Consider the following 12965-nt stretch of genomic DNA (forward strand, 5'->3'; position numbering starts at 1 on the left):
GGTTTCCTGGCCATAATAATAAGGATCTGCCATGCCGAATCATCCCCCTCCCTTGCTCGGTTTTGCGCGCCTGCTCGACGCAGTGAATGCCGCCTTGGGCAAGGCCTGCGCCTGGCTCACCCTGTTTCTGGTTATCGGCACTGCAACCGTGGTGGTGTTGCGCTATGGCTTCGGCATTGGCGCCACGGCGCTGCAGGAAGCCGTGCTCTATGCCCACGCGTTGGTATTCATGGGTGCCGCGGCCTGGGTGTTGCAGCGCAACGGCCATGTCCGCGTGGATATTTTCTACCAGAAGTTCAGCCCCCGCCGGCAAGCCTTGGTGGAGATCTTCGGCAACCTGCTGTTTCTTCTCCCCGTGTGCCTGTTCCTCGGCTGGAGCAGCTGGGATTACGTGGGCAACTCCTGGAAAACCCTGGAAGGCTCGAGCGAGTCGGGCGGCCTGAAGTTCGTTTATCTACAGAAGAGCATCATCCTGGTGCTGGTCATCAGCCTGGTGCTGCAAGGAATCTCCGACTTGATCAAATCCGCCTACATCCTCAGCGGCCACCTGCCTGCGCCGGAGGTGAAGCATGATTGAGTTAATGGCGATCCTGCTGTTCATCAGCATCTGCGCGGCCTTGATGGCGGGCTACCCGGTGGCCTTTACCCTCGGTGGCGTGTCCCTGCTGTTTGCCGGCATCGGCATGCTCACCGGCACCTTCGATGGCAGTTACCTGAACGCACTGCCCAACCGCCTGTTCGGCATCATGAACAACCAGACCATGCTGGCGGTGCCGCTGTTCGTCTTCATGGGGGTAATGCTGGAGAAGTCGCGGGTCGCCGAAGACCTGCTCGAGTCCATGTCGCGGCTGTTCGGCACCCTGCGCGGCGGTCTGGCGATTTCCGTGTGCGTGGTCGGCGCGCTGCTCGCCGCCAGCACCGGCATCGTCGGCGCCACCGTGGTAACCATGGGCCTGCTGGCCCTGCCAACCATGCTGCGGCGCGGTTACGATCCGGCCGTGGCCACCGGCACCCTGGCTGCCACCGGCACCCTGGGACAGATCATTCCACCCTCGATCGTACTGGTACTGCTGGGTGACGTGATGTCCAGCGCCTATCAGCAGGCACAGTTGAAGATGGGTATCTTCTCGCCCAAGACCGTCTCGGTCGGCGACCTGTTCGTCGGCGCGCTGCTGCCCGGCCTGCTGTTGGTCAGTCTGTACATCCTCTACATCATCGGCGTGGCCATCTTTCAACCGAAGAAGCTGCCGGCACTGCCGCAGGAAGAACTCGGCCCGATCGAATGGGGCAAGCTGATCAATGCTCTGGTGCCGCCATTGTTGCTGATCGGGGCGGTGCTCGGCTCGATCCTCGCCGGTTACGCCACCCCAACCGAAGCGGCGGCCCTCGGGGCGCTCGGCGCCATGTTGCTGGCCTTGTATAAAGGCCAGCTAAACTTCGGTCAATTGCGTGAAGTGGCCTACGGCACCACCGAAATCAGTGCCATGGTGTTCCTGATCCTGATTGGCGCCTCACTGTTCTCCCTGGTGTTCCGCGGCTTCGGCGGCGAAGTCATGATCGAAGACATCTTCGCCCAATTACCCGGCGGTGTGCTTGGCGCCTTCTTCCTGGTGATGGCGGTGATCTTCCTGCTCGGCTTTATCCTCGACTTCATCGAGATCACCTTTGTGGTGGTGCCAATTGTCGGTCCGGTATTGATGGCCATGGGTCTTGATCCGGTCTGGCTCGGCGTGATGATCGCGCTGAACCTGCAGACGTCCTTCCTCACCCCGCCGTTCGGCTTCGCCCTGTTCTACCTGCGCGGGGTCACGCCGCCGTCGGTACCGACCAGCACCATCTACAAGGGCGTGCTGCCGTTCATCCTGATCCAGCTGTTCTTGTTGGTGATTGCCTACATCTTCCCTGGCCTGATTACCTGGCTGCCGGAGCAGGTGTACGGCAAGTAAGCCGCGCCGCTCTACGATCAAGGCCAGCCGCAAGCGCTGGCCTTTTTTATGACTATGTGCCCGTTAACGGTGCACTCGCGCTTGCAGGGCGGGCCGAGCGGCGACCCTCTGCACACTGCCATCGCCAAATAGACATTCTTGACGGTCTGTAGCCCACCTTTCGTTTGCGCGCCACAGATAACCCACATTCCTACTCGTGACCTGTGACTCGCGGCGCAACGCATCCAGCGGATGCAAGCGCGTCATGCCGGCGCACAGGCCGATAAGCGCCGCCAACCGCAGCGCACAGCCATCAGAATCTTGCGCATCACAGGCGCCCATCGCTCGCGCTCAGCATCGGTCAGCGGGAACCGAGCAACAATGCGCCAGGTCAGGGCATGACGCGGCCTGGCCTTTGCCGGCACAGCGGTTCACACTTTCTATAAGAGCAATTGAGGAGCGCAGTCATGAGCGGAACCGAACAACGCCCACAGGTGGAGCGGGTAGAATTCAACCAACTGGCCTGCTGGCGCGTGCGCACCGCCAACGCCGAACTGCTGGTCGCCCAACAGGGCGCGCAGATCCTCAGCTACCAACGCGATGGCGAGCAGCCGCTGATCTGGCTCAGCGAACAGGCCGAATTCAAGCAAGGCCAGGCCGTGCGCGGCGGGGTGCCGGTGTGCTGGCCCTGGTTCGGCGACCTGCGGCGCAACCCGCAGGCGGTGCAGGCGATGTATCAGGGCGGCAGCCTGGTGCCGGCCCACGGCCTGGTACGCGCGCTGGACTGGCAACTACTCGGCATCGACAGCCAGGACCACAGCGTCGTCCTCGAATTCGTCTTCAACAGTGTCGAGCAGCCGCAGACGGACTGGCCACATGCCGCCGAGCTGAAGCTGCGCATCCGCCTCGACGACCAACTGCACCTCGAGCTCGAGACGCGCAACCTCGGCGACACCCCCCTGTCATTCAGCCAGGCCCTGCACAGCTACTTCGCCGTCAGCGATATTCGTCAGGTGCGCGTCGAAGGACTCAGGGACTGCCGCTACATCGACACCCTGGACAACTGGCTGGAACGGCAACAGAGCGACACCCTGAGCTTTCACGGCGAAACCGACCGCATCTACCTGGATACCCCGGCGCAACTGAGCATCGTCGACCCCGCCTGGCAGCGGCGCATCCAGCTACGCAGCAGCGGCTCAGCCTCGGCCGTTATGTGGAACCCCTGGATCGACAAGGCCCGGCGTCTCTCGCAATTCGCCGAGGACGCCTGGCAAGGCATGCTTTGTATCGAGCACGCCAATGTCCTGGAAGATGTGATCCTACTCGCGCCCGGCGCCCAGCACCGGCTCAGCGTCAGCCTGTGGAGCGAAGCATTGCCGGCCTGAGACGAGGCGCCACTGACGGCTTGATTGCCGTCAGTGGCGCCTCGCGTGGCATAAATAGAGAGGAAAAACCGCTGCCTCATTCACATAAAAGAGCATATAGATTTTAACTTTTGTGATGTGCCACTAATTTGCCAGTAAGTTATCGCCTACACGACACAACCATTATCTCGCACGCGCATAAAACACTTTGAAACTTGCCTATTGGTCCGCAAAAACAATGGGAACTATCGCCCCAGCAATCACTCCTGCAATCTCCTTCAGTGCAATGCACGTCACACTTTCAACGGTTGCCCCATAGCCTTCATGGGGCTAGGATGCCGGCCTCATAGGGACTTTGCGCAACTTGTTGCACAAATAAGTGCGCAAGAAGTTGCGCAACTCGGACAGTTCAGCGGCCACCATCTTATATATAGGCCGCGTGCTCTCGAGTTGCTTGAACCACTAGTCGAGTCATGGAATGACCTATTCGAACACGCTCACCGCGCATTATTTGGAACTGGCCAAACTCCCTATTAATGAGGGAGCCTTTGCCGGCACTGACGTGCGTTATTCCAGTGAATACGAAGTGCTGGAAAACGAGCTGGGCAAGGCCACCGCCCTGCATGAAACCACCGCTATCGACTGGCAGAAAGTCCGCGAAAACAGCGAGATACTGCTCAGCAGCCACTCCAAGGATCTGCGCGTCGCGTCCTGGTTGATCTGGGGCCTGTATCAGCGCGAATCCTTCGCCGGTCTGCAAGCCGGCCTGAGCCTGCTGCACTACCTCTGTCTCAATCACTGGGACGCTCTGCACCCACGCAAAGCGCGCACCCGTGCAGCTGCCATCAGCTGGCTGATCCCACGCCTGGAACAGGCACTGGCCGAGCATGTGCCGATCGGCGAGCAGCTGGCGTTGTTCCGCAGCCTGGCCGAACAACTGCGTGCCCTCGAAGCCTGCCTGTCCACCCACCTGGGCGAAGACGCGCCGCTGTTGCTACCGTTGTGTCGGCGCCTCGACGAGCTGGTCAATCGCGCCAGCCAGGGCCACCCGGAACCAGGCAGCGTCGGCGCGGCGCTGGCCCAGGTCAAGCAGGTCGCCAGCCAGATGCTCACGGCCGGTGCCGCGGTGGGCAGCGAGAAAGACGCACACAAGAGCCTGCGCGGCCTGCAAGACCAGGCCCGACCACTGTGCGCCTATTGGCTCAAGCAGAAAGCCAGCGACCTGCGAGCCCTGCGTCTGTCTCGTACCCTGCTGTGGCTGCCAATCGACAGCCTGCCGGAACGCAGCGCCGAGCAGATCACCGCTCTGCGCGGCCTGCCCGCCGACAAATTGGCCAGCTATCAGGAGCGTTATCAACAAGACCAGTACGCCGATCTGCTGGTGGATCTGGAAGCCAGTATCGCCCGCGCGCCCTTCTGGCTCGACGGCCAACATCTAGTCTGGCAGTGCCTGCAAGGGCTCAATGCCGAACAGGCGATGCGCGAAGTGGAGATCCAGTTGGCGCTGTTCCTGCAGCGCATGAACGGCCTGGAAGAACTGCACTTTCACGATGGCAGTGCCTTCGCCGATGCCCAGACCCGCGCCTGGATCAGCTCCCACGTCATGCCGCACCTGCAGCTACCGGTGGCCGACAGTGCCCCGACGGCCACTGCAGGCGCTAGCCAACCGGCCTGGGAAGTCGCCCTGCTGGAAGTGCTACCGAAGCTGCGCAAAGACGGCCTGAAAGCTGCCGTACAACAACTTAAAAAGGGTTTGGCCAAGGCCCGCGGCGGGCGCGAACGCTTTTTCTGGCAATTGACCCTGGTCCGCCTGTGCTACAGCGCCAAGAAATATGAACTGGCCAAAACCCAACTCGAATCGTTAGACCAGACGCTACAGGCCTCCGGCCTGGGCGACTGGGAACCCGATCTCGCCTTGGACGTACTGCGCATGCTGCACAGTTGCTGCGAGCTGTTGCCGCAGAACCATGCGGTGCGTGAAAGCAAGGAAGAGATCTACCGCAGGTTGTGCCACCTCGATCTTGAAGTGGTACTGGACTAGGCCCACGGGCCATAACCGTAACGGAGAATCACCATGGCCAAAGAAGGCTCAGTAGCCCCCAAGGAACGCATCAACGTCACGTTCAAACCTTCCACCGGTGACGCCCAGGAAGAGATCGAACTGCCCCTTAAGTTGATGGTGCTCGGCGATTTCACCCAGCGCGCCGACGAACGCAAGATCGAAGACCGCAAGCCGATCAGCATCGACAAGAACAGCTTCGACGAAGTCCTGGCCAAGCAGGAACTCAACTTGACCTTCGGCGTACCTAACCGTCTGCAGGACGAAGCCACCGATGACGAGCTGGCCGTACAGCTGCGCATCAACTCGATGAAGGACTTCAACCCGGCCAACCTGGTCGAGCAAGTGCCCGAGCTGAAGAAGTTGATGGAACTGCGCGACGCCCTGATGGCGTTGAAAGGCCCGCTGGGCAATGCCCCGGCCTTTCGCAAGGCGATCGAAAGCGTACTCGCCGACGACGACTCGCGCGAGCGCGTACTCGGTGAGCTCGGCCTCGCCGCCCAAGGCAAGCTGGATTCCTGATCTCAATTAACAAGGAAGCTAATTTAATGAGCACAAGCGCAGCAGTGGAAAGCGGTAGTAGCGCCGCCGAACTCGGCATTCTCGACCGTATCATCGCCGAGACCAAACTGACTCCGGACGACGAAGCCTATGACATCGCCAAGCGCGGCGTGTCGGCCTTTATCGAAGAGTTGCTGAAACCGCAGAACGAAAACGAGCCGGTGAAAAAGGCCATGGTCGACCGCATGATCGCGGAGATCGACGCCAAGCTCAGCCGGCAGATGGATGAAATCCTGCACAACGCCGACTTCCAGGCCCTGGAATCGTCCTGGCGCGGCCTGCAGCTGCTGGTGGACCGGACCAACTTCCGCGAAAACATCAAGCTGGAGATCATCAACGCCTCCAAGCAGGATCTGCTCGATGACTTCGAGGACAGCCCGGAAATCGTTCAGTCCGGCCTGTACAAGCACATCTACACCGCCGAGTACGGCCAGTTCGGTGGCCAGCCGGTCGCCGCCCTGATCGCCAACTATTTCTTCGACCCGAGCGCGCCGGACATCAAGACTCTGCAATACGTTGCCAGCGTCGCCACCATGTCCCACGCCCCCTTCATCGCCGCGGCCGGCCCGAAATTCTTCGGCCTGGAAAGCTTCACCGGCCTGCCGGACCTGAAGGATCTGAAAGACCACTTCGAAGGCCCGCAGTTCGCCAAGTGGCAGAGCTTCCGCGAACAGGAAGACGCCCGCTACGTCGGCCTCACCGTGCCGCGCTTCCTCCTGCGCAACCCCTACGACCCGGAAGACAACCCGGTGAAGAGCTTCGTCTACAAAGAGAACGTCGCCAACAGCCACGAGCACTACCTGTGGGGCAACACCGCCTACACCTTCGCCAGCCGCCTGACCGACAGCTTCGCCAAGTTCCGCTGGTGCCCGAACATCATCGGCCCGCAGAGCGGTGGCGCAGTCGAAGACCTGCCGCTGCACCACTTCGAGAGCATGGGCGAGATCGAAACCAAGATCCCCACCGAAGTGCTGGTCTCCGACCGTCGTGAATACGAATTGGCCGAAGAAGGCTTCATCGCCCTGACCATGCGCAAGGGCAGCGACAACGCCGCGTTCTTCTCCGCCAACTCGGCGCAGAAGCCGAAGTTCTTCGGCATCAGCGCGGAAGGCAAAACCGCCGAACTGAACTACAAGCTCGGCACCCAGCTGCCCTACCTGTTCATCGTCAACCGCCTGGCTCACTACCTGAAAGTGCTGCAGCGCGAGCAAATCGGCGCCTGGAAAGAACGCACCGACCTCGAACTGGAACTCAACAAGTGGATCCGCCAGTTCGTCGCCGACCAGGAAAACCCCAGCGCCGAAGTGCGTGGCCGTCGTCCCCTGCGCGCCGCCCAGGTCATCGTCAGTGACGTCGAAGGCGAGCCTGGCTGGTACCGCGTCAGCCTCAACGTGCGTCCGCACTTCAAGTACATGGGTGCCGATTTCACCCTGTCCTTGGTTGGCAAGCTGGACAAGGAGTAAGCATCCAATGGCCGGGTACGGAAGTCTCTTCGAACGCCTCGGCGGTGAAGCCAGCCAACGTGCTGGCTGGAGCCGCGAGGTCGCCGCCATGGCGTCGGTGGCGACCCACCTGGCCAAAATGCTCAGCACCCGGGCGGGCAGCGTGCAAACGCTGCCCGACTACGGGTTGCCCGATCTCAATGATATGCGCCTGTCGCTGCACGATTCGCTGCAGCAGGCGCGTATCGCCATCGAACGCTTTATCGAAGCGTACGAACCGCGTTTGCGCGAGGTGCGGGTGATTTCCCTGCCCCGCCACCACGATCCCCTCAGCCTGCGCTTCGCCATCGAAGGCCTGCTGGAAATCGAAGGGTGCAAGCGCCAAGTGAGTTTCTCCGCGAGCCTGGACGGCAGCGGACAGGTCAAGGTCAATTAAGGAGCGTCCCATGTCTGGCAAACCCGCTGCACGCCTCAACGATCCGACTGCCTGCCCGATTCCGGGTCACGGCAGCAACCCGATCGTCGCCGGTTCGGCCGACGTGCTGTTCGACGGCCTGCCGGCCGCGCGCATGGGCGACCCGACCGCCTGCGGCAGCGCGTTGGCCAGCGCGGTGATCCCGACGGTACTGATCAACGGCAAACCGGCGACCACCATTGGTACCGTCGGAAGTCATGGCAATGTGGTTGTGGGTGGGTCGGGGACTGTATTGATTGGGACCAGTGGGGGTGGGGCGGCGTTTACGGCACCCACTCCTCTCACGATCAGTGGGACTTTTGATCGCGCTTTCACTCTGACCACAACAGACGGCAAGCCCGTTGACGGGCTGAGTTACCACCTGGTTTCGGCCAGCGGCCTTTCACGCCAGGGGAACACATCAACCACTGGGGACACAGACAGCTTCTCCACCGGCGCCAAGCAAGAGCCGATCACGCTCTATATCTCGGGGGCCGACTGATGGAAACCATCATCACCCTGGATGGGGTCAGCCATACCTTCGAGACGAAAGAGGGCAAAACCGAGCTGAAGCTGCAGTCCAAAAGCACAACGAGCAAGGATCAAACCCCTGAGCCGATTCAGATTCCTGTCGTGTGGTTGATTACCCGCAGAAACGGATTCCCTCTATTTGCCGTTCGACCGAAGCAGGACGAAACCCCATTTCGCATCATCACGGCCGACAAACTTTACTCAGAGAAAATCCAATGGTTTGAACCATTGGGAGACAACTACAGGGAGAGTATCTGGCTGCATCCAGGCTCGTCCAAGCCGGGCTCCGAAGCTTATTCCGCGTACAAGCACTTCACCTGGCAGCAGATCATCGACTTCGCCATCGTGGATCGGTGGTCGGTCAGTTTCTCCAAGGATCTTCCGGGAGACTGGAAAGCCAACGCCGATGGAGGAGCAGATTTTCTGATGGTCATGGTTGATAACTCCCCATTCTGGGCCGATGGCGTAGGGCAGATTCCCTTCGCGGTCGACACATTCAGGAAGTATCTCGAAGAACTACGTATCAACCCTGAGGCAATCCGCAAAACCGTGCGAACCGGCATGGAGTACGGAGACGGTAATCCGTTCTCTCCCAATAGCGACCCAACCAATCAATACGATAACTACATGGTGCTTCGTGGAGCACTCTGGGCCTCAGAAAACTTCCAACTGATCGTTACCAGGGAATTGCTCCACACGCGAGATGTCGTCCGCACAGTCGAGCGGACGAGCACGGTCTTCCAACCTGGCTCCTTACGCTATCTCCAGCAATCCATCTCCACGGAATCCCTCACATCCTTCGGAGAGTGGAAGAAATGACTAAGCAAAAAATTAAAGCCGTGGCATGCCATGCCGTGGCATGCCTACTTTTCCCTATTGCCACCACGGTGGGTTTTCAGACCTATACGTCCATCTTCGGCTCCCCGCTGTCCAGAGGTGTCGCAATAGGTTTGGCGGTAGAGCTTATTTTTGCCGTCTTCGTTCTGACCAATGGGCTGATCGCCATGACAACAAGCATGAAGGCAAAGATGTTTCTGGCCAGTGCATTGGTACTGGTAAATCTCATCTATCTGCTACCTCAGCATCCTCTACGAGCGCTGTTTTTTGCCGGGTTGTCTGGGGGACTGGCGCTCTTGGCCATCTATGCAGCCAGACGATTAGGCTCTGATGTAAAGAGCGTTTGAGAGATATCCATCGTCGTGCACCTAAGCGATACCGATTTTGAAGAATTTAAAGCTCGTGCGTCGAGCATCTGAGAACCCCATGCCCAGCAGACTTCGATACAAGGTTGTTTTGCTTCTGACGGCAGGCGTTGTGCTGATGCCGTTAGCCATCTGGCTGTACGTCAAGGTCAACCTAAGCCGAAGCACCGAGCCCTATGCAACTACATGGAGCGAATCCCGCGCCTGCTATATCAACGCCTACATTCCAAAATTCTCTTCCTTTGGTGTACCCGGGAAGATCGTCAAGCTCTTTAGCAGCGACGCATTTTTCCGCGTGTACCGCAAGGATGGAACGCTGCTTAAAAATTCTGAATGGCTGCTTTGGCAGCGCGAGTTCGCCGACAGCGAAAGCGAGAAATGGGTGAACGGGAACGCCATCTACCCCACCGACGACGGTTATGCAGGCTGGACCCTGCGAGAGTGCGGTTGATTGAGCGCCATTCGCGCAACAGAGCGCTAAAAGAACAGGCCATACGGCTCTAAAAAATCAGGGATCGATCAGTGTCTTTCAACCACTACTACCAGAGCGAACTCACTGCCCTGCGCCAACTCGGCAAGCGCTTTGCCGAGCGCAGTCCGGCGTTGGCGCCGTTTCTCGGGCAGAGCGGGCGCGATCCAGATGTCGAGCGGCTGCTGGAAGGTTTCGCCTTTCTCACCGGGCGCCTGCGGCAGAAGCTCGACGACGAGCTGCCGGAGCTGACCCATTCGCTGATGCACCTGCTGTGGCCGAACTACATGCGCCCGCTGCCGGCCTTCAGCATGCTGCAGTTCGACCCACTGCAGCGTCCCGGCCCGGCGCTGTCGGTGCCGCGCCACACGCCGGTGGAATCCAAGCCGATCCAGGGCGTGACCTGTCGCTTCCGCACCTGCTATGCCACCGAAGTGCTGCCATTGGCGCTCGACGGTCTGGATTACTCGGTCAAGGGCGACGGCGCGCTGCTCAGCCTGCGGCTGGCGATGAGCGCCGACGGCCACCTCGGCGACCTCGACCTCAAGCAGCTGCGCCTGCACCTGGCCGGCGAGCGCTATATCAGTCAGTTGCTCTACCTGAGCTTGCTGCGGCATCTGGGCGGCATCCAGCTGGTGCTGCTGGATGGCGCTGGCAAGCCGCTGCAAGACGCTCAGGGCCAAGCGGTCCCGGCCTTGAAACTGGGTGCCGATCAGGTGCAGCCGGTCGGCTTCGACGAAGACCAGGCGCTGATCCCCTACCCGCTCAACACCTTCCGCGGCTACCGCTACCTGCAGGAGTACTTCGCCTTTCAGGACAAATTCCTGTTCGTCGACCTCAAGGGCCTGGATGCGCTCAAGCGCCTGCCGCCAGAGCTGCTCAAGCAAGCTCGCGGCCTGGAGCTGCGCTTCGATATCCACAAGGCCGGGGTGCAACGCATTCGCCCGACCCTGGACAACGTGCGCCTGTACTGCACGCCGGTGGTCAACCTGTTCGCCCACGACGCCATTCCGATCCGCCTGGACGGCAAGCAGGATCAGTACCTGCTGCTGCCTTCTGAGTTCGACTCGCAGCACTGCGGGGTGTTCTCGGTGGACCGGGTCACCGGTTGGAAGCCCGGCGGCAAGGGCTACGAGGAGTACGTGCCATTCGAATCCTTCGAGCACGACGCCAGCTTCGACGTGCCCCAGGCCCGCCCGCACTACAGCGTACGGCAGCAGCCGTCGATGCTCGGCGACGGCCTGGAAACCTACCTGAGCTTCGGCCTGCGCAACCTCGACCAGCACGAAACCCTGTCGATCGAACTGACCTGCACCAACCAGAACCTGCCGCGCCAGCTGGGCCTGGGCGATATCTGCCTGCCCTGCGAAGACACCCCGGAGTTCCTCACCTTCCGCAATATCAGCGCGGTGACGCCGAGCTACGCGCCGCCGCTGCACCGCGATTTCCTCTGGAAGCTGATCAGCAACATGTCGCTGAACTACCTGTCGCTGGCCAACGTCGAGGCGCTCAAGGTGATCCTCGAAACCTACGACCTGCCGCGCTACTACGACCAGCACGCCGAGAAGGTCAGCAAGCGCCTGCTCGATGGCCTGAAAAGCATCAGCCACCAGCACGTCGATCGTCTGCACCGCGGCCTGCCGGTGCGCGGCGTACGCACCCAGCTGACGATCAACCCCGAGGGCTATGTCGGCGAGGGCGACCTGTTCCTGTTCGCCACGGTACTCAATGAATTTTTCGCCCTGTACGCCAGCTTGAACTCGTACCACGAGTTGCGCGTGCAGAGCACCCAGGGAGAGCTGTATCAATGGACGCCGCGCATGGGGCAACAACCCCTGCTATGAGACTCTGCACAAAGACTCGCGAGCCAGAGACAGGCAAGGTGCAAGCGGGCGAAGCAGCGCCGTTTACGGAGTGTAAATGAGTACTCCGAGCCCGACTGCAACGCCGCCTGGCAGCAGCACAGCAGCCTTTGCGCCGGACCTCACCCGGCTCAGCCGGGGCATCCGCGAATACAGCCTGTTCCAGGGTGTGCAGCTGGTGCTGGAACGCCTGCAGGCCGCCCATCCGCACCTGGATGAGCACGCGCTGCTGCAACGTCTGGAACTGCAGGCCAATCCGAGCCTGGGCTTTCCCGGCAGCGATATCGATCGCGTGCAGTTCTTCGAGGAGCACGGCGAGCTGCGCGCACGCCTGCGCATCAATCTGGTCAGCCTGTGCGGTGCCGGCTCGCCGCTGCCCGCCTTCTATGGCGAACAGGCCCTGGGCGACAGTGCGGACGGCAACCCGACCCGCGACTTCCTCGACCTGTTCAACAACCGCCTGCAAGGCCTGCTGCTGCCGATCTGGCAGAAGTACCGCTATCACGCCCGCTTCCAGAGCGGCGCACTTGACCCCTTCTCCGAGCAGCTGTTCGCCCTGATCGGCCTCGGCGGCGCACAGATTCGCGTCGCCTCGGAACTGAACTGGAAACGCCTGCTGCCCTACCTCGGCCTGCTCAGTTTGCGCGCCCATTCGGCGGCGCTGATCGAGTCGGTGCTGCGTTACTACTTCAAGCACGCCGCGCTGTTTATCGAGCAGTGCCTGGAGCGCCAGGTGGACATTCTCGACGAGCAACGCAATCGCCTCGGCCTGGCCAACAGTCAACTGGGCGAAAGCCTGGTGCTCGGCGAGCGGGTGCGTGATCGCGGCGGCAAGTTCCGCATCCATGTGCGCCAGCTCGACTGGGAGCGCTTCCATGAATTCCTGCCGGTTGGCAGTGGCTACCAACCGCTCTGCGCGCTGGTGCGCTTCACCCTGCGCGACCCGCTGGACTACGACATCCGCCTGGAATTGCGTCAGGACGAAATTCGTCAACTGCGCCTCGGCGCCGACAACCCCTGCCTGCTGGGCTGGACCACCTGGCTGGGGCGCGATAACGCCGACGGCGTGGTCACCCTCGGCAGCCAAACTCACTAG

General features: G+C 61.0%; 13 protein-coding genes. All 13 read left to right on the forward strand.

Translation table 11 applies throughout. The annotated features are described in order from the left end of the window. The first annotated feature begins 31 nt into the window (after window positions 1-31). The 13 genes from B2D37_RS17610 (at window position 32) to tssG (ending at window position 12965) form a co-directional block, all read left to right on the forward strand. Window positions 32-577 carry a TRAP transporter small permease subunit gene (locus tag B2D37_RS17610; protein WP_079203918.1) on the forward strand — a complete coding sequence of 182 codons (546 nt, stop codon included), beginning with the start codon at window positions 32-34 and terminating at the stop codon, window positions 575-577. Then, window positions 570-1946 (forward strand): TRAP transporter large permease subunit, encoded by a 1377-nt coding sequence (locus tag B2D37_RS17615; RefSeq protein ID WP_079203919.1) that lies wholly within the window; start codon window positions 570-572, stop codon window positions 1944-1946. The genes B2D37_RS17610 and B2D37_RS17615 overlap by 8 nt, the downstream gene beginning before the upstream one ends. Before the next feature lie 446 nt (window positions 1947-2392). Further along, entirely contained in the window at window positions 2393-3310 is a 918-nt protein-coding gene (locus tag B2D37_RS17620; RefSeq protein WP_079203920.1) for a D-hexose-6-phosphate mutarotase, read from the forward strand. A gap of 457 nt (window positions 3311-3767) precedes the next feature. Continuing rightward, complete coding sequence (tssA, locus tag B2D37_RS17625; protein ID WP_079203921.1) at window positions 3768-5330, forward strand: type VI secretion system protein TssA; 1563 nt, start codon at window positions 3768-3770, stop codon at window positions 5328-5330. A gap of 33 nt (window positions 5331-5363) precedes the next feature. Continuing rightward, a complete protein-coding gene (gene tssB / locus B2D37_RS17630; RefSeq protein WP_079203922.1) occupies window positions 5364-5870 on the forward strand; it encodes a type VI secretion system contractile sheath small subunit in 507 nt (168 codons plus the stop codon). A 26-nt stretch (window positions 5871-5896) separates the two neighbouring features. After that, the gene (gene tssC / locus B2D37_RS17635) at window positions 5897-7372 is read left to right on the forward strand and encodes a type VI secretion system contractile sheath large subunit (protein WP_079203923.1); all 1476 of its coding nucleotides are present in this window, start codon (window positions 5897-5899) and stop codon (window positions 7370-7372) included. Window positions 7373-7379: 7 nt separating this feature from the next. Beyond that, on the forward strand, window positions 7380-7787 hold the full coding sequence (gene tssE, locus B2D37_RS17640; protein WP_079203924.1) for a type VI secretion system baseplate subunit TssE: 408 nt from the start codon (window positions 7380-7382) through the stop codon (window positions 7785-7787). Between the two features lie 10 nt (window positions 7788-7797). Further along, entirely contained in the window at window positions 7798-8307 is a 510-nt protein-coding gene (locus B2D37_RS17645) for a PAAR domain-containing protein (protein ID WP_079203925.1), read from the forward strand. Beyond that, window positions 8307-9155 carry a hypothetical protein gene (locus B2D37_RS17650; protein WP_079203926.1) on the forward strand — a complete coding sequence of 283 codons (849 nt, stop codon included), beginning with the start codon at window positions 8307-8309 and terminating at the stop codon, window positions 9153-9155. The genes B2D37_RS17645 and B2D37_RS17650 overlap by 1 nt, the downstream gene beginning before the upstream one ends. Further along, entirely contained in the window at window positions 9152-9520 is a 369-nt protein-coding gene (locus B2D37_RS17655; RefSeq protein WP_079203927.1) for a hypothetical protein, read from the forward strand. Before B2D37_RS17650 ends, B2D37_RS17655 begins: the two co-directional genes overlap by 4 nt. 79 nt (window positions 9521-9599) lie before the next feature. Continuing rightward, the gene (locus B2D37_RS17660; RefSeq protein WP_079203928.1) at window positions 9600-9989 is read left to right on the forward strand and encodes a hypothetical protein; all 390 of its coding nucleotides are present in this window, start codon (window positions 9600-9602) and stop codon (window positions 9987-9989) included. Window positions 9990-10060: 71 nt separating this feature from the next. Continuing rightward, a complete protein-coding gene (gene tssF / locus B2D37_RS17665; RefSeq protein ID WP_079203929.1) occupies window positions 10061-11851 on the forward strand; it encodes a type VI secretion system baseplate subunit TssF in 1791 nt (596 codons plus the stop codon). Between the two features lie 76 nt (window positions 11852-11927). Further along, the gene (tssG, locus tag B2D37_RS17670; protein ID WP_079203930.1) at window positions 11928-12965 is read left to right on the forward strand and encodes a type VI secretion system baseplate subunit TssG; all 1038 of its coding nucleotides are present in this window, start codon (window positions 11928-11930) and stop codon (window positions 12963-12965) included.

Source organism: Pseudomonas sp. CC6-YY-74 (genome assembly GCF_002025205.1).
In the GTDB taxonomy this organism is placed as follows: Bacteria; Pseudomonadota; Gammaproteobacteria; order Pseudomonadales; family Pseudomonadaceae; genus Aquipseudomonas; species Aquipseudomonas paeninsulae.